Origin of the sequence: Lysinibacillus contaminans, from assembly GCF_001278945.1 — a bacterium.
GTDB lineage: Bacteria > Bacillota > Bacilli > Bacillales_A > Planococcaceae > Lysinibacillus > Lysinibacillus contaminans.
This window is the reverse complement of the sequence record NZ_LGRV01000005.1, coordinates 145,069-167,411: the sequence shown is the minus strand read 5'-3', so window position 1 is coordinate 167,411 and position 22,343 is coordinate 145,069. Positions and strand designations below refer to the sequence as shown.

At 37.5% G+C, this 22,343-nt stretch carries 21 protein-coding genes; 11 read left to right on the top strand and 10 right to left on the bottom strand.

All coding sequences use genetic code 11. The features are described from left to right. The first annotated feature begins 292 nt into the window (after positions 1 to 292). From AEA09_RS15960 to AEA09_RS15945, 4 genes are all read left to right on the top strand, one after another. Positions 293 to 976 carry a response regulator transcription factor gene (locus AEA09_RS15960; protein WP_053584953.1) on the top strand — a complete coding sequence of 228 codons (684 nt, stop codon included), beginning with the start codon at positions 293 to 295 and terminating at the stop codon, positions 974 to 976. A gap of 4 nt (positions 977 to 980) precedes the next feature. Continuing rightward, on the top strand, positions 981 to 2,003 hold the full coding sequence (locus AEA09_RS15955) for a sensor histidine kinase (RefSeq protein WP_053584952.1): 1,023 nt from the start codon (positions 981 to 983) through the stop codon (positions 2,001 to 2,003). Positions 2,004 to 2,232: 229 nt separating this feature from the next. Beyond that, on the top strand, positions 2,233 to 2,994 hold the full coding sequence (locus AEA09_RS15950) for an ABC transporter ATP-binding protein (protein ID WP_053584951.1): 762 nt from the start codon (positions 2,233 to 2,235) through the stop codon (positions 2,992 to 2,994). Beyond that, positions 2,984 to 4,930: an ABC transporter permease gene (locus AEA09_RS15945; RefSeq protein WP_053584950.1), complete on the top strand. Its 1,947-nt coding sequence runs from the start codon at positions 2,984 to 2,986 to the stop codon at positions 4,928 to 4,930. The genes AEA09_RS15950 and AEA09_RS15945 overlap by 11 nt, the downstream gene beginning before the upstream one ends. Positions 4,931 to 5,009: 79 nt before the next feature. On the opposite strand, the gene AEA09_RS15940 is transcribed toward AEA09_RS15945, so the two are convergent. From AEA09_RS15940 to AEA09_RS15930, 3 genes are all read right to left on the bottom strand, one after another. Then, positions 5,010 to 5,762 carry an exodeoxyribonuclease III gene (locus tag AEA09_RS15940; protein ID WP_053584949.1) on the bottom strand — a complete coding sequence of 251 codons (753 nt, stop codon included), beginning with the start codon at positions 5,760 to 5,762 and terminating at the stop codon, positions 5,010 to 5,012. 57 nt (positions 5,763 to 5,819) lie between these two features. Then, positions 5,820 to 6,740 (bottom strand): UDP-N-acetylmuramate dehydrogenase, encoded by a 921-nt coding sequence (gene murB, locus AEA09_RS15935; protein WP_053584948.1) that lies wholly within the window; start codon positions 6,738 to 6,740, stop codon positions 5,820 to 5,822. An 84-nt stretch (positions 6,741 to 6,824) separates the two neighbouring features. Next, positions 6,825 to 7,130: a winged helix-turn-helix transcriptional regulator gene (locus tag AEA09_RS15930; protein ID WP_053584947.1), complete on the bottom strand. Its 306-nt coding sequence runs from the start codon at positions 7,128 to 7,130 to the stop codon at positions 6,825 to 6,827. Between the two features lie 825 nt (positions 7,131 to 7,955). Between AEA09_RS15930 and AEA09_RS15925 the strand changes: the two genes are divergently transcribed. Continuing rightward, positions 7,956 to 8,483, top strand: a complete 528-nt coding sequence (locus tag AEA09_RS15925; protein ID WP_053584946.1) for a YceI family protein — start codon at positions 7,956 to 7,958, stop codon at positions 8,481 to 8,483. 149 nt (positions 8,484 to 8,632) lie between these two features. After that, the gene (locus AEA09_RS15920) at positions 8,633 to 8,995 is read left to right on the top strand and encodes a DUF2500 domain-containing protein (RefSeq protein ID WP_053584945.1); all 363 of its coding nucleotides are present in this window, start codon (positions 8,633 to 8,635) and stop codon (positions 8,993 to 8,995) included. A gap of 69 nt (positions 8,996 to 9,064) precedes the next feature. On the opposite strand, the gene AEA09_RS15915 is transcribed toward AEA09_RS15920, so the two are convergent. After that, on the bottom strand, positions 9,065 to 9,691 hold the full coding sequence (locus tag AEA09_RS15915; RefSeq protein WP_053584944.1) for an FMN-dependent NADH-azoreductase: 627 nt from the start codon (positions 9,689 to 9,691) through the stop codon (positions 9,065 to 9,067). Between the two features lie 189 nt (positions 9,692 to 9,880). Continuing rightward, entirely contained in the window at positions 9,881 to 10,588 is a 708-nt protein-coding gene (locus tag AEA09_RS15910) for a DsbA family oxidoreductase (RefSeq protein ID WP_053584943.1), read from the bottom strand. A gap of 127 nt (positions 10,589 to 10,715) precedes the next feature. On the opposite strand from AEA09_RS15910, the gene AEA09_RS15905 reads away from it, so the two are divergent. After that, entirely contained in the window at positions 10,716 to 12,104 is a 1,389-nt protein-coding gene (locus AEA09_RS15905; RefSeq protein WP_053584942.1) for an FAD-dependent oxidoreductase, read from the top strand. 89 nt (positions 12,105 to 12,193) lie between these two features. Here the strand turns inward: AEA09_RS15905 and AEA09_RS15900 are convergent, their stop codons facing one another. Then, positions 12,194 to 13,120, bottom strand: coding sequence for a manganese-dependent inorganic pyrophosphatase (locus tag AEA09_RS15900; protein ID WP_053584941.1), 927 nt, complete (start codon positions 13,118 to 13,120; stop codon positions 12,194 to 12,196). Between the two features lie 304 nt (positions 13,121 to 13,424). Here AEA09_RS15900 and AEA09_RS15895 point away from each other — a divergent pair, with 304 nt between their 5' ends. Beyond that, on the top strand, positions 13,425 to 14,228 hold the full coding sequence (locus tag AEA09_RS15895; RefSeq protein ID WP_245622888.1) for a GNAT family N-acetyltransferase: 804 nt from the start codon (positions 13,425 to 13,427) through the stop codon (positions 14,226 to 14,228). A gap of 97 nt (positions 14,229 to 14,325) precedes the next feature. Here AEA09_RS15895 and AEA09_RS15890 read toward each other — a convergent pair whose 3' ends face one another. Together AEA09_RS15890 and AEA09_RS15885 are read right to left on the bottom strand one after the other, a co-directional pair. Further along, a complete protein-coding gene (locus AEA09_RS15890) occupies positions 14,326 to 15,195 on the bottom strand; it encodes a MurR/RpiR family transcriptional regulator (RefSeq protein WP_053585003.1) in 870 nt (289 codons plus the stop codon). 443 nt (positions 15,196 to 15,638) lie between these two features. Beyond that, a complete protein-coding gene (locus AEA09_RS15885) occupies positions 15,639 to 16,865 on the bottom strand; it encodes an MFS transporter (protein ID WP_053584939.1) in 1,227 nt (408 codons plus the stop codon). A 204-nt stretch (positions 16,866 to 17,069) separates the two neighbouring features. Here AEA09_RS15885 and thrC point away from each other — a divergent pair, with 204 nt between their 5' ends. The 3 genes from thrC to AEA09_RS15870 all read left to right on the top strand — a co-directional run bounded on the left by thrC (position 17,070) and on the right by AEA09_RS15870 (position 19,993). Then, entirely contained in the window at positions 17,070 to 18,122 is a 1,053-nt protein-coding gene (gene thrC / locus AEA09_RS15880; protein WP_053584938.1) for a threonine synthase, read from the top strand. Next, complete coding sequence (gene thrB / locus AEA09_RS15875) at positions 18,119 to 19,018, top strand: homoserine kinase (protein ID WP_053584937.1); 900 nt, start codon at positions 18,119 to 18,121, stop codon at positions 19,016 to 19,018. The genes thrC and thrB overlap by 4 nt, the downstream gene beginning before the upstream one ends. 309 nt (positions 19,019 to 19,327) lie before the next feature. Continuing rightward, positions 19,328 to 19,993: a 2-hydroxy-3-keto-5-methylthiopentenyl-1-phosphate phosphatase gene (locus tag AEA09_RS15870; protein WP_053584936.1), complete on the top strand. Its 666-nt coding sequence runs from the start codon at positions 19,328 to 19,330 to the stop codon at positions 19,991 to 19,993. Positions 19,994 to 20,173: 180 nt separating this feature from the next. Here AEA09_RS15870 and zupT read toward each other — a convergent pair whose 3' ends face one another. Both zupT and AEA09_RS15860 read right to left on the bottom strand, forming a co-directional pair. Further along, positions 20,174 to 20,986 carry a zinc transporter ZupT gene (gene zupT / locus AEA09_RS15865; protein WP_053584935.1) on the bottom strand — a complete coding sequence of 271 codons (813 nt, stop codon included), beginning with the start codon at positions 20,984 to 20,986 and terminating at the stop codon, positions 20,174 to 20,176. Between the two features lie 171 nt (positions 20,987 to 21,157). Then, positions 21,158 to 21,775 (bottom strand): phosphatase PAP2 family protein, encoded by a 618-nt coding sequence (locus AEA09_RS15860; RefSeq protein WP_053584934.1) that lies wholly within the window; start codon positions 21,773 to 21,775, stop codon positions 21,158 to 21,160. Positions 21,776 to 22,343 lie beyond the last annotated feature (568 nt).

The window sequence follows — 22,343 nt, the reverse complement described above, 5'->3', positions numbered from 1 at the left end:
TCGTAATGCTTAAATCATAAGGCGTTTAATATTGACCAGATACTCCCAAGGCTTTCTTTGCTTCAAATCGAACATAATCATTTATCGATGTGTTTGAACCACAATTTTTCTTCACCGATCTATTTTTATACTGTCATGTATAAGAAACATAGGTACCTGTCACAAGGCTTTCAATACATGAAAACAATTTCTAAATGAAGATAAATGGACTTTTCAGTACCCTTCCTAGCGCACGTAGTCTTTTTTCGTTACAATTTAAGGTAGAAAAATACAAAAAAGAGTGGTGTTTGGATTGTTCAAGGTTCTGTTAATAGAGGATGATGCTAATTTATTTAAGGAAATTAAGGAAAGGTTGAGCCAATGGTCTTACGATGTGTATGGAATTTCGAATTTCAGTGAGGTGCAAGAGGAGTTTACGGCGATACAGCCTGATTTAGTACTCATTGATATTCAGCTACCTAAGTTTGATGGGTTCCATTGGTGTCGTGTCATTCGATCGCAGTCGAAGGTACCGATTCTATTTTTGTCGTCGCGTGATCATCCAACGGACATGGTGATGTCGATGCAGTTGGGTGCGGATGATTATGTACAAAAGCCGTTCCATTTTGATGTGTTGATTGCGAAAATCCAGGCGGTACTGCGACGTGTTTATAATTACAGCGCAGAGCCTATAGCGCTGAACCGATGGAATGGCGCGACCGTAGATTTTGAACGAAATACTGTAACCAATGAAGCTGGGTCGATTGAACTGACGAAGAATGAGATTTTTATCTTAAAGTGCTTGTTGGAGCAAAAGAATAAAATTGTCATTCGAGATGAACTCATCAACAGCTTATGGGACGACCAACGATTTGTGAGTGATAATACGTTGACGGTCAATGTGAATCGTTTACGCAAAAAATTAGATGAACTTGAGTTGGGACACTTCATCGTCACGAAGGTCGGCCAGGGCTATCTAGCAATGGATGAGGATTAAAGGGATGGTTAGAAAATTCTTAATAGAACGGATTAGCTGGATCCTATTATTTTTGTTTCTTCAATTACTTGTTCTTTCTATCTCTTTTGTCGACACGACCATCCCGTTGGAGTCGATGTTCTATATTGTGTTTTTGTCACTGCTCATTTTTGTGGTTTTTTTGACTGTTCGCTACAGCAAGGAGACGAAATTTTATAGAAGCTTAGAGGAACGCAGCAACGACTTGGATTTGAAGAGTTTGGCGATACCTGATAGCCCGTTTGAGCACATTGTGGAGCAAAGCATGATCACACAAACAGAGAAATTGAAGCAGCAGGCCACTTACAATCGCCTTATGCTAGAGCAGGAAAAAGATGATATGTTAGCTTGGATTCATGAGGTGAAAACGCCGTTGACTACTATGCATTTAATGCTCGAGCGAATGAACGATGAGGAACTGAAAGCACTTATGACTTATGAATGGCTACGTATATACCTACTTCTCGATCAACAGCTCCATCAAAGACGGATTCCATTCATAGAGAATGATTTATATGTGGATGAGGTGGATTTAGAAGACATTCTTTTTCAGGAAATTAAAACACTGCAATCGTGGTGCATTCACAAAGGGATTGGCTTTGATATCGATTTAACTGTTGCAACTGTGATGAGTGATGCAAAATGGGTCGCCTTTATCTTACGCCAGCTGCTAACCAATGCAGTGAAATATAGCGATGCATCTGATATATATATTCGAAGCGAGAAGCAGGATGAACAAGTTATCCTTGTCATAGAGGATTCAGGGCGTGGAATTGACGCCAAGGACTTACCACGTATTTTTGACAAAGGATTTACTTCCACGACCGCGCATCACGACAATGCCGCTACTGGAATGGGTCTCTATTTAACAAAAAATGTAGCACAGGCTTTACTCATTCATATTGAAGTCCAATCACAGTTAGGAAAAGGAACCACCTTTACACTCGCCTTCCCCAAACGAAATGATTTTGTTAATCTGAGCGTCACATTGGGACAGGAGAATTTATAATTAATTACGCCCGGTGTAATTGATTACATATTTTAAAGTGGGAGATGAATGAAGATAAAACGCTGAACTTTGACGTTCAGCGTTTTATTATGCATTCAGGGAGTGACACGAATGTCACATGACTTCACGTTTTTGTTCGCTGAATCGAAGGAAAATTACACCAAACCCTTTTATAATGAACTAGAATTCAAAATTTATTAGCGTTTTCAAATATAAAGGAGTGATTGAAATGTCGATTTTAAAAGCAACCAAAATCCATAAAAGCTTTGGCAACAAATTCAATAAGCAAGAGGTGTTAAAAGGTATCGATTTAAGCATTGAGAAAGGAGAATTTGTTGGCATCATGGGAGCATCAGGTTCAGGCAAAACGACTTTACTCAATGTGCTTTCTACTATTGATAAAGTCAGCATGGGTACTATTCATATTAATGAGTCTGAAATGACGAATATGAAGGAAAAACAGCTAGCTACATTTCGGAAACAGCAATTAGGATTCATCTTCCAAGATTATAATTTACTGGACACCTTAACAGTGAAAGAAAATATTTTATTGCCGCTATCAATCCAAAAAGTTTCAAAACAAGAGGCTAATCAAAAGTTTCAAACTTTAGCGAAAGAGCTAGGTATTTATGAATTAAAGGACAAATACCCAAATGAAATCTCAGGGGGGCAAAAGCAGCGTACTTCCGCTGCAAGAGCATTCATTCATGAGCCTAGTATAATTTTTGCGGATGAGCCTACTGGAGCACTCGATTCGAAAGCCGCTTCAGATTTATTAAATAAGCTCGGTGATCTAAACGCACGTCGAGAATCTACAATTGTCATGGTCACACATGATCCAGTAGCAGCGAGTTACTGTAGTCGCGTTATTTTCATTAAAGACGGACAAATTTACACGCAGATGAACAAAGGGCAAGAAGATCGACGGACTTTCTTCCAAGACATCATGAAAACGCAAGGAGTTTTGAGCGGGGTGCATCATGAGCATTAATCAACTCATCTTCAGAAATCTGAAAAAGAATATTAAAAATTACTATTTGTACGTTTTTGCGTTAGTATTTAGTGCCGCGCTGTACTTTGCTTTTGTAACATTACAATATGATCCATCGATGGATGCAGCAAAAGGGTCTGTTAAGGGTGCCGCTGCGTTTAAAGCAGCCTCTGTCCTACTTGTTGCGATTGTAGGAATTTTCCTTCTATTCGCGAATAAAATATTCATAAAACGTCGTAGTAAGGAAATTGGTTTGTTCCAGTTGATTGGAATGACGAAAAATCAAATCTTACGCATTTTGAGCGTGGAAAACTTTATTCTTTACTTCAGCTCTTTATTCATTGGAACGTTTGTAGGCTTTGCCGTTTCAAAATTTTTCTTAATGATATTATTTAAGGTAACGGGTGTTGAAGGCATTTCGAAGCTTCATTTTTCTTCGGAGGCATTGATCCAGACACTCATTGTATTTAGTGCAATCTATGTACTTATTTTGCTGACGAATTATATTTTCATTAAAAGCCAAAGCATTCTTTCGTTATTTAAAGCCGTTTCAAAAACGGAAGGAAGAATGAAAAAAATCTCGATTTCAGAAGTACTTATTGGGGTATTAGGCATCACATTAATTGTATCCGGATATTATGTCTCGCAACAATTATTTAGTGGTGATTTTCTCACAATGAACGAATTACTTGGGGCTATGATCTTTATCCTTGGGGCAGTCATCATTGGTACATACTTATTTTACAAAGGGTCTGTACGCTTCGTCGCGAATATAATTCGCAAGAAAAAGGGCGGCTACTTAAACATTAAAGAAGTATTATCACTATCGTCGATTATGTTCCGTATGAAGTCAAATGCCCTATTATTGACGATTATTACAACGGTGTCAGCACTCGCGATTGGGTTACTGTCACTGAGCTACATTTCTTACTACTCTGCTGAAAAAATGGCGGAGAGCACCGTACCAAATCATTTCACCTTTGCTAATGTACAAGAAGCAGAAACGTTTACAAAGGCGTTGACGGAAAAGGATATTACCTATAGTCAAAAAAATATTGATGTCATTCAAATAGAAGCTAATATCACTAACATTTTTGAGGATGACGCCTTCCTAGACAATGTTGATTCAGAAAATGCAATCCTGCCTATTGTGAGTGAGAAAGATGTGGACGGCACGAATCTTTCTGATGGTGAGGTCTTATTTACGGGTACCAGTGATATAATTCAAAAAGTTATGCCGATGAAAGATTCAGGAAAAATTGAATTATTAGGTTCGACACTCAAATATGAACAATACTTGATCGGATTAGAGAAGAAATCGATTCTTTCATGGCAATTTACTTATGGTGGCATCCCAACAGCCATTGTTAAAGACAGCGTTTTTGAAGCACTCAAAAAAGACCTCGACCCATCTATTTCACAGGAGTTGTCTACTTACATCGGCATAGATGTAACTAACAAAAAACAATTGGAGCAAGCGAACGATGTTTTCATTCAACTTGGTTTACATGAAAATCGGTTGTCAGATTCTCAACTCGTCTCGATCATGAACCAAAAATCAACGATGGGATTAGCGATGTTTATCGTCGGATTTTTAGGCCTAGCGTTCCTTATCGCGTCTGGTTGTATTCTATACTTTAAGCAAATGGATGAATGTGAAGATGAGAAAGATAGCTATACAATTTTAAGGAAGCTTGGCTACACACAAAGTGATTTACTACAAGGAATCAAGATTAAGCAACTTTTCAATTTTGGTATTCCACTTATCATAGGCCTATCCCATAGTTATTTTGCAGTTCAGTCTGGTTGGTTCTTTTTTGGTACTGAGATTTGGACACCAATGCTTATCGTCATGACTGTTTATACATGCTTTTACTCTATTTTCGGTGTGTTGTCCGTATTATATTATAAAAAAGTCATTCGAGAGGCACTATAACTTTTTATATTGCGATTCTTATACGAGCAATACTCGTCTAAGAATCGCTATTTTTCATAATAGGCATATTGAGTGCCTGTTACTTAAGCTGTAATTCTATCGGACAATGATCGCTACCCATTATATGTGGGTGGATCGTAGCCGTAGTAATTTGCTCCTTAATACGCTCCGATACGATGAAATAATCAATACGCCAACCAATATTGCGCTCACGCACTTTATTCATATACGACCACCATGTGAAATGGTCTGTCTCATTCGGATGCTTATAGCGGAAGGTATCCACAAAGCCACTTTCTAACAATTCAGTCATTTTAGCCCTTTCTTCATATGTAAAGCCTGAGTTGCCAATATTCGATTTCGCATTTTTCAAATCTATTTCCATATGTGCAACGTTCAAATCACCGCAGTACACTACAGGCTTTTTAGCATCCAGCTCCTTTAAATACAAAGCTAAGCGATCTTCCCAAACTAACCTTAGCGGCAACCTTGCTAAATCGCGCTGTGAATTTGGCGTGTAAACATTTACTAAATAAAAATCCGCATATTCAAGCGTAATAATACGCCCCTCTTCTTGCGATTCATCTTCACCTACGCCGTAGTGTACAGAAAGTGGTGAATGCTTGGTAAAAATCGCTGTCCCTGAATACCCCTTTTTCTCGGCATAATTCCAATACTGCTCGTAACCCTCTAGCTCCAGTTCAACTTGTCCAGCCTGGCATTTAGACTCCTGAATACAGAAAAAATCTGCATCCATTTCATGAAAGAAATCTAAAAACCCTTTCTTTAAACAAGCCCGAATACCATTTACATTCCATGAGATAAATTTCATAACGCTACACTCCTAAAAAAGCGCCCCTCGCAGCTAGCGAAGAGCGCTTAAAATTCTTTATTCGTTTATTTCGTCACCGACAATTTTCACTTCAGTTTCTAAATCGACACCGAATTTTTCTTTTACTACACGTTGCACCATACGAATTGTTTCAATATAGTCAGTCGCAGTGGCATTCCCTTTATTAACAATAAATCCTGCATGCTTCGTTGATACCTCTGCACCGCCAACACCTTTACCTTGTAAGCCACTGTCTTGAATAAGCTTTCCAGCAAAATAACCTGGTGGACGTTTAAATACACTGCCTGCTGATGGATATTCAAGCGGTTGCTTTGACTCACGTTGATACGTTAAATCAGCAATTTTCGCATCAATTTCCTCTTGAACTCCTTTTGCTAATTGGAATTCTGAAGATAATACGTAATAACCTTTTTCAGCAATAATGCTATGGCGGTAGCCAAGCTCAAGCTCTTCTTTAGTTAACGTTAAGAATTCGCCTTCTTTAGTTAATACTTTAGAAGAAATGATAACATCCTTAATTTCCCCACCGTATGCGCCAGCATTCATCGCCATTGCACCACCAATTGAACCCGGAATGCCACATGCAAATTCAAAGCCAGTAAGAGATGCTGCAGCTGCCAATTTTGATACATCCTTAATTAGTGCGCCACTTTGGGCATAAACGTGATCTCCGTTTATACGAATTTCATCTAAATGCGCAAACGTTACTACGATCCCTCGTAGACCGCCATCACGCACAACCATATTGGAACCATTACCTAACATTAATAATGGGATATTATTTGTATGTGCGTAGCGGATAACCGCTGCCGCTTCTTGTTCTGTTTCAGGTAAGATAAATAAATCGGCCTTACCACCTAATTTTGTCATTGTATATGTGTGTAATGATTCATTTAACTTAATGTTGGCTGGATTAATGCATCTCGCTAAATCTACAGCCCATTGTTCTTTTGTCATAGAGCTAATTCCTTTCTAACATCCTTTTTACTATACACTAGTATGGATTTAGAACATCGTTTTGACAAGTAAAATGAAGTGTTTTTATAGCCAACCAGTTGCCCAAGATTCAATATTGCGAATAGCACCTTCCAACGCTTGCCCTTTTTCAGTTAATGAATACTCCACACGTACTGGTACCTCTGTATATACTTTGCGTACAACAAGTCCTTCTTTTTCAAGCTCTTTTAAACGTTCCGATAATAAACGACCACTTATAGGGAGAGCTGACTCTATTTCATTAAAACGCTGTGGTCCATCTAATAATTGATACAAAATTAACCCAGTCCAACGTTTACCGATTAAATCCATTGCTTTTGCTAGACGAGGACATAAACCTGTCTCATTCATATATCTCACCTCTTATGTATTCTATTGTAACGATTAATATAGCAAAAGTAAATTTATAGTAACTTATTTACTTTTTTATACCTAATTATAAAAAGTAATTGTATTTTAAGAGGGGTTTCAAATTTCTTTCATAATTGACTCAAAGTTAAAACTTAGGCACATACAAGTGCTCACTAATCCCTAAACACAAGTTGATTTGCCATGGGAATAAATTCAAAACCTATTTTATATTATTGACAGTAAAACAAGTGCCTATTCGTCTACTATACACTCCCTAAATATTCCATTTTGCACTTACATATGAAAACTTAAGCGTCGATAAAGGTGAACTTATTAAAGGGCTGGAGTCTATAAATATCAGGGAAATTACGGATTTATACGATCGTCAACAACGAAGTATGTATTCCCCATAATGTTTAATGTTAAACCATATATACTTTTCAATAATGCCCACATACTTCTATATAGATGCGTTTGGCTTTACTATTATGACAAACTTCTCTGGTAATACATTATTCATATTTGCTGAAGGTTTTCACCATAGTATCTACGTTAATATATGGCGTAATATCGAAACATCCGTTTTTACATAACAGACAACAGTTTGGTTGAAACCCTATCTACATTTGAAAACAGTCGCTTCATTACTAAAAGTTTTCAATAAAGATAAAATCATTTCCAAGCATACCTAATTTAATACTCATCACTAAAATTCACAAAATAAACTATTATTTACATAATATTTACTTTTTCACTAATGATTCATTGAATCAGTGAATTATTTAATTTATGATTCGTGTAAGAAAGTGTTTTAGGAGGGATTCGATGAAGAAATATGCGATTGATTTTAGTCACTCAACGATTGGTTTTTCTGTACGACATATGATGGTATCACGAATACACGGGACATTCGAATCATATAGCGCTACACTAGCTGTAACTGATATAGAGGACATGTTAGATGCACAAATTTCGTTTTCTATTGCCGTGGCCAGTATCTCTACGAAAAACTTTGATCGCGATGTACATCTTGTATCACAAAATTTTTTTGATGCCGATCTTTATCCTAAAATCACGTTCATCTCAACCAAGGTTGAAAAAATTAAAGATAAATTATTCGCGCTGCATGGAGATTTAACGATTAAAGATATAACGAATCCTGTTGTATTCAATACTACTTACACTGGTAACGTCATTAACTCGTGGGGGCAAGAAGTACATGGATTCCATGCTGAAACACAAATTGATCGACGTGCATTCAAATTAGTTTACAATACACTGCTCGAAACCGGTGGAGTATTGATAAGTGATGAAATCGACATAAACATCGAACTGGAAATAAACCCTATTTAAATTCGAAGCTAACTGCTTATGACAGTTAGCTTTCTTTGCAATTCCGCAGATTATTAAGATATCGTAAAGAACTTTTAGATACTCCTTTTGTAACTTTTAATCCGTTGATTCGTAAATAAAGAAATAATCTTATTTTTAGGAGGTGTAATATGCTTTTGTTTTATTTCGATACTTTTTCTTTTATGCCGTTCTTCTTTATTCTATTTGGGGCAATATTTATTTTCATCATTTTCAGCAATCTTAAAGAATGGTCAAAGAATAATTCCTCTCCTGTACTGACTGTGCCAGCTAAGGTAGTTACGAAAAGAACTCGTACAAGTGGAGGAGCTGGAGATTCTTCCGCTAGTACTACCTACTATGCAACATTTGAGGTTCAAAGCGGTGATCGTATAGAATTACGATTAAATGGTCGAGAGTACGGACAATTAGCTGATGACGATTTTGGTCTATTAACATTCCAAGGAACACGTTTCCATACGTTTGAACGACACAAAAAGGAGAGTAGCGAATAAATTCGCCCTCTCCTTTTTTATAATGAAAGGTCCTCGAATTTGAGAAATCCTTTCGTTATAACAATATTCTTATGCAGTTACAGTTTGTAAAGATTGTGCAACCTTTTTCACGTTTTCTAAACCAGCAGCGATAATTTCTTGTGCTTTATCTGGAGCAGCGTTGTGACCTTCGATGATAACTTCATCAAGTTTTTGCATACCATAAACGCCACCGATTACAGTGTTGATGTAATTTACGCACATTTCCATTGGTGCTGCTTCTGGAGTTGAGTAAATACCACCACGTGCAGAAAGTACAATGTATTTTTTGTCAGTCATTAAGCTTACTAAGTTGCCGTTTTCATCATATTTGAATGAATAGCCAGCAGCATAAGTGTAGTCAATGAAAGTTTGTAATGTAGCTGGAATTGTTAAGTTCCATAGTGGGAAAGCAAATACTACTACATCTGCAGCTGATAATGCGTCAGTTGCTTTTTGTTTTGCAGCTAAGATACGAGATTCGATTTCAGATAGCTCTTCACCGTTTTGTAATTTACCGAAAGCGTTGAAAAGATCTTGACCGAAGTAAGGCATATCTTCAGCGAATACGTCGAAAGTTGTTACGTCTACGCCTTGTAAGTTTTCCATGAAAGTTTCATACATTTTTGTTGAGACACCATCTGGGCGGTTGTTTGCTTTTACTACTAATACGTTCATTTTATATATTCTCCCTTAGTTTAACTAATTTTTATTATCTCGAATTCAAGATATAATGCTATCTTAGAAAAAATTCAACCAAAAGTCAATGCAAGTGCTCTCAGTCTTTTGACCGAATTATGATATGTAAATACTTTTGCACAATAAAAAGACTCCAAATCTTAGTGTAGATTCGGAGCCTTAGAAATTTTAAAATTCACAATGATCATCTGTACAATAGCTAGTAGTAGCTGACCCTTGCATTTTCAATCCAGGTTGTAAGCCTTCTTCTTCTGCTACTTGACGTAATGTATCTTCGAACACTTCTTGAGGTTGTGCACCAGAAATACCATACTTTTGGTTTAAGACGAAGAATGGTACGCCACGGACACCAAGTTGTAAGCCTTCTTGAATATCCGCCTCGACTTCTTCTGCAAAGACATCGCTAGCTAATACTTTCGCTGCTTCTTCTCGATTAAAGCCAAGCTGCTCAACAATTGTTAGTAATACTTCATCTTGCCCTATTCGTTTTGCTTCGATGAAGTAGCTGTGTAATAATGCTTCTACTAGTGGCGATGCATCGCCTTGCTGTTCTGCCCATTTAACAAGACGATGTGCTTTTAATGTATTTTCCACCATTGAGTCATCTAAATTATAGTTGAGTCCCACTTCTTTAGCACGTGCTGCTACGCCCTGTGTCATCTCCTTAGCCTTCTCTATAGACATACCATACTTTCCTGCTAATGCTTCATACATATACTTATTTGAATCCGTAGGCGTATTTGGATCTAGCTGATAACTTTTATAAACAAGCTCAACTTGACCTGTAAAACCTGTATCTTGTATTGCTTTTTCTAATTGTTTTTTACCAATGTAACAAAAAGGACAAACGTAATCTGACCAAATTTCAATTTTCATCTATTAACACACTCCCTTTTCCCCATTGTATCGACCTCCTTCATTATAAGGCAATTTTTATGCTTATCTGCATAATTTTTCATACTGTCTACCATACTGAAAAGTAAAAACTTGTGGAGGCATATGTATGACACAATCTCTTTGGCTAGCAACAACCGAATCAATTTCTTTACCGACGCTTACTACATCTATAAAATGTGATGTTTGTATTATTGGAGGTGGGTTATCAGGATTATATACAGCTTACACACTTGCTACTGCCGGGGTGGATGTAGTATTGCTCGAGGCAAATTCACATGTTAGCCACGGTACTACCGGTCACTCTACCGGAAAATTGACTGCTCAGCACGGCGTCATCTACTCTAAACTAATGGAAAAACAACCACTCAGCGATGTTCAGCTTTATTACCAACTCAATCAACATGCAATTGACAAAGCATTGCACCTATTTCCACCAACAGCAGTACGAAAAGTAGATTCTGTGCTTTATAGCCAAACTGAGTTAGGTAATTCAGACTTGCTAGACGAATGGAGTTCCTATAAAGCTCTGAAAATCGACGGAAAACTAACTACAGAAATTGAGCTTCCATTCTCTATAAAAAAAGCGCTACTTATGCCACATCAAGCCCAAATTAACCCCGTTGAAGTTGCAAATATACTCACAAAAAAAGCACAAGCAGCCGGTGCGAAGTTATATACAAACACGCGTGTGCAAAAACTCTCACTTAAAAAAAATGAAGTGCAAACGCAAAACGATATGACTGTTCAATACAAGCAACTCATTTTATGTACACATTACCCAATCGAAGCAATTAAAGGATTGCAACTATTAAAACTCTCAAATAGCAGATCTTATATTGTCGCCAGTAAAATTTCAGATACATTACGTGCGCAATATTTATCAGTCGATTTCCCCACTAGATCTGTTCGAACAAGTACAATTAAAGATGAACATTATTTACTAGTAGCCGGAGCCAATCACATTGCTGGACAATTAACGGACACAATCCCTTTTTATGATGCATTGCAAAAAGATCTAAAAGAGCATTTCGACCAACACCCACCGCTCTACGAATGGTCGGCTCAAGATGTCGAAACGCCAGACATGCTCCCTTACGTCGGAAATATTTCAAAATCTATTCCAAACGTCTTTATGGCAACTGGCTATAGGAAATGGGGTATTTCGAATTCATTTGTTGCTGGGGATTTACTCTGTTCACTTATTACAGGAGAAAAAATTGAGGCCGGAGCAGAGGCGCTTTATTCACCTTCACGCACAAAGTTTGGCGCCGCATTTATGCAAATGCTAAAGGTTGGGGGCTTTGTATCGAAAGAATTAGTAACTGGCTATTTGAAACATAAAAACGCACCAAAATGTACGCATTTAGGATGCAAAACAAAATGGAATAATGCGGATGAGACATGGGACTGCCCTTGTCACGGTTCACGTTTTAATGCAAAAGGAGAGGTCATTGAAGGCCCTGCTGTGTATCCATTAAAACTCGAAGACTCATAAGCTTAGAAGTCTTACCTTATCGTATTCCTCAGCTACTCGACGAACTAATATAAAAAACCGAAGTCTCCTAAGAAACTTCGGTTTTTTTATTATTTTAAAGCGTCCGTTAATACGGGTACGATTTGTTTTTTACGAGATACAACACCCGGTAATTGAATACGACCATTTACAATTTCAGCGCCAAATGCTTTTGCAGATGCATCAGCTACTTGTCCAATTGCTACTGCTGTTGAATCGTTATTTAAAATATCTGTGACAACAAAGAAGAATAAATCTAAGCCGTTTTCAGCAACGTTTTTGTTTAAAAGACTTTCTAATTCTTCTTGGCGGCCAAGTACGTCGTTAACGTCTACGGCATTTACTTGTGCAACCACTGATTTATATTCACCGAATTGGAATTCTTTCGCATCTAAAGACAAAAGATCTTCTAGTGATTTATCGGAAAGGTCAGCACCTGCTTTAAGCATGGCTAAACCATATTCTGCAACATCTACTTCAGCGATTTTCGCTAATTCTTCACCAGCTTTTACGTCTTGTTCTGTGCAAGTTGGTGATTTAAATAATAATGTATCTGAAACAATCGCAGAAAGCATTAAACCTGCAATATTAGCTGGTACTGCGACACCGTTTTCTTTGAAGATTTTATTTATAATTGTTGCTGTACAGCCCACTGGTTCAGCACGGTAGTATAAAGGATCTGAAGTTTGGAAGTTCGCTACACGGTGATGGTCGATTACTTCTGTAATTTGTACTTCTTCGATACCGTCAGCCGATTGTTGGAATTCGTTATGGTCCACAAGAATAACTTGTGCTGCTTCCCCAACTACAGAACTGATTAGACGTGGTGCTTCAAAACCGAATTTCTCTAATGCAAATTTCGTTTCATTATTCACCTCGCCAAGACGCACTGCTTCTGCTTCTATACCGATTTGTTGTTTTAAATACGCGTAAACAATTGCAGATGTAATTGTATCTGTATCTGGGTTTTTATGTCCGAAAACTAATACTTTATTCATTGGTATTATTCCTCCTAAATGGCGATTACATTTTCGCTTTTATTTTACCACACCTTATGAAACAACATGACACAATATATTGTTAAAACAATAATCAATTCAGGTATTATATATTCAATATTTTTACATTTTTATCATATTTTTAACATTAAATCGCCATGAATTTTCTCTAATCCTGACAATTTGAAAACATAATTCTTCTACCGATAGATATTTAGTTGCGTTTAATCATTCAAGAATACATAATTTTATGATATTATCATTTTGTCTATATTTTTAGGAAATAAGAGAAATGAGGATTATAATGACAAAAAATATGGAAAAGAAGTATATTCCATTAGCGACTTTCTTTCAAGTTACTACTCAAAATGAAATAACTCTATCCTTCAGCGCACTAGAAAATATAATTGGGCAATCCTTACCAAACGCCGCCTATTTAAATATGAGTTGGTGGAAAAAAACGAAACCACCTCTATCTCACTACTTATCTTGGACAAATTCAGGTTTCTATGTAGTTGATGTCAAACTTGGCGCTAGTGTCACTTTCTGTCGTAACCATACAAGGGCCTCTACTAATCAAGTTCCTGAAAATAATGAAAACTCTTCTGCATACATAATTCGAACAATTGAGGCATCTGATGCTAAAGCGTTTATTAATTTACAAGAAGAAATCTTTCATGAAACAGAATTTATGTACAATGCTCCTAGTGAATTAGATCTAACAGTACAACAACTTCGTAAAGATTTATCTAGCTGGAAAAAGTTAAAAAATCGCACAATATTACTTTGCATTTTAGAAGGCACATTTGCTGGATATGCCTTTATTCATGGATACAAACATTCAAGAGTCAAACATGTTGCATCTGTCCACTTAGCAGTCAAAATAGAACACCACCGTCAAGGTATCGGACAAACTCTGATGGACGAAGTTGAAAGTTGGTCAAAAGAAAGAGCAATTACTAAATTAGAGTTATCCGTGATGGCGCATAATGTTAGTGCATTACAACTTTTTGAGAAAATAGGATTTCAACATGAAGGCAAGCGATTACAATCAATTATGCTAAATGACACATTTATTGATGAATATACTTTGGGTAAAATTTTATAAACTACTCTTACAGACCATAACTTTTTATGGTCTTTTTTCACAATAAAAAAACACGTAAACAAGCACTACAAGCGTATCAACGTGTTCCATTTTATGATTAACGCAAAACTTGCTTTTCCCTAGCGACATCTAGGAATAGTAGATTATTCTCTACTTGTTCAAAAGATTGTAAATACTTATCATATTCCACTTTATTGTGGCTTATCATTTCTTCAACCAGCGCATGCATAAATGAGAAGAGGACAGGGATCACATCTAGTGAAGACTGATTTTTCATTCTAAGTGCAAATAGTGCACTTGTATACTCTCTTAATGGAGATAAAGCTGAATCAGTAATTGCTATGATCTTCACTTTTTTCATTCTGGCAATTTCTACAATTGTCTTCATATCATTCGTATGCTTGTCGAATGAAAATACGATTAAAGTTGTGCGTTCACCCATGCTATTAATTTGTTGAACAAAATCATCCGAATCCGTGCGTATTTGCTTCACATTTGGACGTAGTGTTTTCATTGTATAGGATAACCAACTTGCCACAGAAGCGGCTTGACGAGCACCTAATATGTAAATTGTATCTGCCTCATGCATCCACTTAGCACTTTTTTGAAGTGTGTTGTCATTAATAAGGCGTATTGTGTCTTGTATGTTTTGTATATCTCTCTGCATAATCTTACCGTAATTTAGCACATTTTGTTGTCCCGCTGAGTAGGTTGAATGCACATGTGCTCCTTCATTTTTGGTCATTAAATAGCTTCGTATTTCCTCTTGAAGTTCTACATAACCCGATAAATCCATTGCATAGCAAAAACGAATGACCGTAGATTCACTGACATTAGCCTGTCTACCAACTTCAGCAGCGCCATTTGCAATAACAGCTGTCGGGTTATCAATTACAAATTGTGCAACCTTACGTTGGCCTTTCGAAAGTCTTACAAATTTTCTTTTTATATCTTCATTAATACTCATTCCTAACAACCTTTCTTCCAAGAGTAATTATCACGAATGGAGATTATTTATAACTGACTCTAAATCCGGTTAAAAATACAGTATCACGATTACAATCTGAATACAATGACTTTTCTGAAAAATCTTTAGCGCTTTAAATCACTAACGCAATAGTCTGTGTTGAATGACATAAATTCTCTATATTTCCTGTTAATTATTGCTTCTTGATTATCATATTTCATAACAGCAGTTCACTTAGTATTTAGTCATTTTAAGGCTCATCACCATAACTTGAGGTAGCTCTTTAACTTAATGTCATCCCCTGCTTTCAGTGAAGAATCCATTTTAACAAACTTTAGATAAATATGTATATTAATTAATAAATACTTATTTTTATGTATTATTATAGCTAAAATACGAAAAAAAATGCCTTGGAACACTCGTGCTACCTAGGCATTAATTCTTTATTCTAATTCGATTTGCTTCGTTTCTCTCCCTAAGAAAATTACGCCAATTACACCGATAATAATAGCCCCGCAGAAAATTGTAAAGATAAAGCCAATATCATAGCCGGCTGTTAACAACGATCCCACTAATAATGGACCGAATATACCACCTACTCGACCAACTGCTGCTGCCATCCCGGCTCCAGTACCACGAATACTCGCAGGATACTGCTCTGGCGTATAGGCATACAATGCACCCCATGCCCCTAAATTAAAGAATGATAAAAACATACCCGAAATTAATAGTATTTCCATTGTTTCTGCATTCCCAAAAATGAAAGCACTTACAGCTGTTCCAATTAGATAGGAAACAAGTACAAATTTACGTCCAAATTTTTCAATGAACCATGCCGCTGTAAAGTAACCCGGTAGCTGAGCAAGCGTCATAATTAGCACATATTTAAAACTTGTAATCATGTCAAATCCTTTGCCAACCATGACACTCGGTAGCCATAAAAACATACCGTAATATGAAAATACAACTGTAAACCATAGTAACCACAGCATCAACGTAGAACGTGCATACTTTTTTGACCAAACATCACGAATATTTTGGAAGATACTACGCTTTTTCGATTCTACCTTTACCGTAAACTGTGGAGAGTCCGGTAAATGCCAACGTAAATAAATTGCATACAATGCTGGTAAGGCCGTTAACAATAAAGCTACTCTCCAGCCCATTGATTGACTGAATGCAGGAATTACAAAATAAGAAATTAGTGCAGCCACTAACCACCCTACTGCCCAAAAGCTCTCCAGTAATACAACTACTCTCCCTCGTTCTTTCGCTTCAACACTTTCAGAAACAAGTGTTGAGGCTACCGGTAACTCTCCCCCAAGTCCCATTCCTACTAAAAAGCGTAGCGCCATAAATGCTACTAATGTTGTCGTAAATGCGGACAAGCCACTTGCCACTGAAAACAAGACGAGAGTCCACATGAAAATTTGCTTCCGTCCCACTTTATCAGCTAAAACACCGAATAAGAGTGCACCTACCGCCATACCGATCGAGTTTACGCTCCCAATCCAGCCCATTTCTGTTTTCGATAAATCCCAATCGATTGCTAGTGCTGCTATGACGAATGATAAAATTCCCACGTCCATTGCATCGAAGAGCCAGCCAACACCCGCTACACGTAAAAGTTTATTTCGGGATATGGGCTGTGTTGATTTGTTTGTTGTCATTTAACCACCTGTCTTTACACATGACTTTACACTACGGTTCTACTATACAGTTGTTTCAATAAAGTGACAAGGAAAATTTCAAAATACAGAATTGTTCAGACAATTTACGAATAGCTATTGAAAAGATAGGGCAATTTGCGTTAAAATGTCTCTTATACAAAAACAACTGTTCTTCCTACAAGAACAAAAGGAGATTGTTACGTTATGTGGAAAGGCCTTATCGAAGAATATAAACAATTTTTACCCGTAACAGAAAATACACCCGCTCTAACATTAAACGAAGGCAATACGCCTCTTATACATTTGGTAAACCTATCTAAAAAACTTGGTATCGAACTATACGGTAAAATTGAAGGTGCAAATCCAACTGGTTCGTTCAAAGACCGTGGAATGGTATTTGCTGTTGCAAAAGCAATTGAAGACGGAAGTAAATGCGTAATTTGCGCATCTACTGGTAACACTTCAGCAGCTGCAGCAGCATATGCAGCACGCGCAGGTATCCAATCCATCGTCGTAATCCCAAAAGGTAAAGTAGCGCTCGGTAAATTAGCACAAGCAACAATGTACGGTGCGAAAATTATTGAAATCGATGGTAACTTTGACGACGCCTTAAATATCGTACGTCAAGTGAGCGAAACAACACCCGTTGCACTTGTTAACTCAGTAAACCCTTATCGTATCGAAGGGCAAAAAACGGCTTCATTCGAAATTGTGGATGCTTTAGGCGCAGCTCCAGACTACCTATGTATCCCTGTTGGTAACGCAGGCAACATTACAGCTTATTGGAAAGGTTTCAAAGAATATAACGAAGTAAAAGGCTCTGGTCTTCCAAAAATGTATGGCTTCGAAGCAGAAGGTGCATCAGCAATTGTTAAAGGCGAACCAATTGCAAACCCTGAAACAGTTGCAACAGCAATCCGAATCGGTAACCCTGCAAGTTGGAGTTTTGCTGAAGCGGCTCGTGACGAGTCTGGCGGTATCATTGACTCTGTAACAGACGAAGAAATTTTAGCTGCTTACAAATTAATCGCAGGTACTGAAGGTATTTTTGTTGAGCCAGGTTCAGCAGCATCTTTAGCAGGTGTTATCAAATCAGTAGAAAGCGGAAAAATTGCTAAAGGTTCTAAAGTCGTGACAGTATTCACTGGTAATGGCTTAAAAGATCCTGATACAGCGATGAGTGTATCTACAGTTGACCTTGTCTCTCTTAAAAACAATGAAGAAGAAATTCGAAAGTATATCGAGGGCGTGCTATGAGTAAAAAGTGGCAAATCTCAGTTCCTGGGAGCACAGCCAATTTAGGCCCTGGCTTTGACTCAATTGGACTTGGCTTGTCTCTTTATTTAAAGCTAGAGGTTTCTTTACAGGATACCTGGGAAATCATTCATCTCGATGATAATGGTCCTAGCGAGTTTGAGATAGAAGACCATTTACTATATGTTATCGCTAAAAGAATTGCAGATCAGTATGGTGAAGAGCTTCCTGCTTGCCGCGTTGAAATGGCTAGTGAACTTCCACTCGCACGCGGGTTAGGCAGTAGTGCTGCAGCCATAGTAGCAGGCATCGAACTAGCAAACCAAGTTTGTAATCTTGAGCTTACTGTTCAGGATAAACTGAATTTATCTTCACAAATTGAAGGTCATCCAGATAATGCGACTGCTTCCGTTTTAGGCGGCTTAACAATTTCTTCAATGGACGAAAACGGAATTGTTGATACTCTACATATTAATGATATTGAAGCATTATTCGTTGTTTACGTGCCTGATGTAGAGCTAAAAACGAGTGAAGCACGCTCTGTATTACCAGAGGTGTTCGACCGTGCCTATGCAGTACGTGCATCTGCTAACGCTAATATGCTTGCCGCTTCTCTCATGGCAAGAGACTTCGAACGTGCTGGTCACTATATGGAGGTGGATCTATTTCATGAGCCCTACCGCTCCAAACTGATTCCGCAATATAAAGAAATCCATGCTGCTGCTAAAGCTTCAGGTGCATACGGTACAGCATTAAGCGGTGCTGGCCCAACTCTTATTTCGATTATTCCTTCTGCTATTGCTGATGATTTTGTCGTAACAATGAAGGCCCAGTTCCCTGAGCATCACATTATCTTAACGAAAGCTGATGAAAAAGGGGTACAAGTAGCATTTGCGTAATAGATCAAAACGCCTACTCTAAAGTAGGCGTTTTTATTATAATCAATTACGTCCTGGCGTAATTGCGTCCAAATTTTGAATTGTGCTTAGGGCTGCATGATGCAGTTCAGCTAGCCGTTGTCGCATGGATGCTACGTACTTAGGCTAACATCCTTCTTAACCTTTCAAAATCGGTGACATCCGCCGGAAGCTTAAACAGGATTCAGTCGACGTTTGGACACCCACTGAATCGAATGTTAAACTTGCATACATTCCCCGACTAATGGAAGTAGGGGATTTCCACTGAATCATGTTGAAGGAGGAAGCACGATGAAACCAATTATTTTCTGCGATTTTGATGGCACCATTACAGCAACTGACAATATTGTTTCACTCATGACTCAATTCGTACCAGAGGAATCTGAGAAAATTGCACAAGCTATGCTAGCACAAACAATTACCTTCAAAGATGGTGTCACAGCAATGTTCGAACTGCTATCTACTCGTCAAAAAGATGAAGTTATTCAGTACTTACTAAATACCGCCGTCATACGTGAGGGCTTCGGTGAATTTGTGCAATTTGCACATACCAATGATATTCCGTTTTACGTCGTTAGCGGTGGTGTCGATTTCTTTATCGAGCCGATGCTTGAAAAATTCGGACCATTTACAGGCGTTTATTGTAATAGTGCTGACTTTTCAGGTTCACAAATCGAGCTATTGTATCCAAACCCTTGTGACGAAGAATGTGCAAAATATGAAGTACAAGGCTGCGGTTGCTGCAAGCCATCTGTTATGCGCTCAGTTGCTCAGGACGACCACTTCAAGATCGTTATCGGTGACTCAATTTCTGATTTTGAAGCAGCCAAACAAGCGGATTTAGTACTTGCCCGTGATCATTTAATAGATCGTTGCGAGAATCTTCAAATCCCTTATAAACCTTTCGAAACGTTCTACGACTGCCTAGATGCTGTTAAAGAACTCATCGAAGAATAAATCAATCACGCCTCGGTGTGATTGCGTCTAGATTTTGAATTGTGCTTGCATAATTCAAAATTTGTGACATCCGCCAGGGGCTTTATCTTCATTCATCTTACCACCTATAGAGGTAGTAATTTTCGGCTGAATGAAGATAAAAAGGAATCTAGCTAAACGTATGGCTAGATTCCTTTTTCTTTATGGAGTTAGTAATACTAAACTAATCGCCATGACAGCCATACCTGCTATTAAGCCATACATAGATAAATGCGTTTCATCGTATTTTTGTGCAGCGGGTAGTAATTCATCCAGCGAGATAAACACCATTATCCCCGCGACCCCTGCAAACACGATACCGAACATTACATCATTTAAAAACGGCATTAACAGTAAATATGCAACAACCGCACCAACTGGCTCAGCTAAACCTGATAAAAATGATAATTTAAACGCTTTTTTTCGACTACCTGTCGCAAAGTAAATCGGTACCGAAACCGCAATTCCCTCTGGAATATTATGAATTGCTACGGCAATCGCAATCGCAATCCCGATATTAGGATCGTTCATCGCAGCCATAAATGTAGCGATACCTTCTGGAAAGTTGTGAATTGCAATCGCTAATGCTGTAAACACGCCCATTTTCATTAAATGATCTTGATTGATTTGTGGTTTGACTGCATCAATATCCTCGACAAGCTTCACTTCATGTGGATTATTTGCCTTCGGAATAAATTTATCGATTATTGCAATAAACAACACCCCACCAAAGAAGCCTGCAATTGTTACCCAATAACCTTCTGTTGGTCCTAACGCATTTGTGAGTGCATCTTTCGCCTTCACAAAAATTTCAACAAGCGATACATAAATCATAACCCCCGCGGAAAACCCAAGAGCTACCGATAAAAACTTCGTATTTGTTCTTGTAGTAAAGAAACCTATTAAACTCCCTACACCTGTTGCGAGTCCGGCAAATAGGGTTAGCCCTAATGCCATTAACACATTTCCTTCCATACGCATCTTCCTTCTCTTTTTTCTTATTGTACTCATCTTAACGTAAAAGTTTCCTATGAGCAACTTTTTTTAGACAGGCTATATATTATGCATTAACGAAAACTCCATTCTTTTCTTACATATACAAAAAAAGCAGCACCCTATTCCTTCGAATAAAGTACTACCACAGTCTTATTTACGTTTTTCATTAATATCTTCAAACATCCGTTTACGTCCCTCATACCAGATAACGCAAATGACAAACCATGTAAAACCTATACTCCACCCAGCTAGTACATCTGATGCAAAGTGACGTGCCCCTGCTACACGGGACATACCGATTAGTGCGGTTAACACGACTGCACCACTCCATAGCTGTTTTTTACGAACTTTCGTATTGTTTTCAGACAAAATATACGCAACCGTAAACAAATACAGTAAGCCAGACATCGAATGCCCTGATGGAAAACTAAAGGATGTTAGCTGATCTACAATTTCTGGACGTGGACGTTGCACCCATATTTTTAACAGATGATTTAACAAAGTACCACCCGCAAACGTTAACAAGACCAATACCATACCACGGTAGTTTTTTACTCTCCACGCTAAATACACTATTAAAAAAATCGCAACACAAACAACAAATTTAGGTTCCCCAATATAATGAAAAATATCTATAAATTTATTACCAAATAACCATTCTGCTATTTGACTATCAAATTTCTGAACCGCTTCCGTTTGATACGTCACGCGCAAAACTAAAAAAGCAATCAGTGTTAAAATTGCCAATGGATATGCCCATTTATTCATACTTTATTTCTCCTCTATACGAATTCACGCTATATTTTTCACATCACATCATAACATAATTACGATTGCTTTGAAGCGAATATGCATATGAATGCAAGAGGCCACTGATTTTTTTACAACTACAATATAATAAATAAATTTATAGCGGACTTACTTATTTCTATAAAGAGAGATCTCAGTGATAGGTTCCCCCTTGTTATACAATTTCATGATGAAGATAATTACTTCTTAAGTTCTTGCCTAAATGTATTTCAAATTGGAATATCAACTTGTATGTAATTTCAATACGACACTCTTCAATTGATTCCTGTCGATTTAGTTTGGGATAATTGGGTAAGTTTAATTTGGATTTGGCGAACGGGGCTCATCTCATAAGATTTTTGGAGAAGATTAATAATGGCTAGCAGCAAAAGAAGGATAAAAAACGTTACTGGACTTCAGTCACGATTATTATGTACTAAAATTCACACGAAAAATATGTAATGTATCTGTTGTGCTATTATAGTATTTTCTGACTCTGATTCATTAAAATAATTCGATATTGCCAAAGCAATAATAAATAAAATCA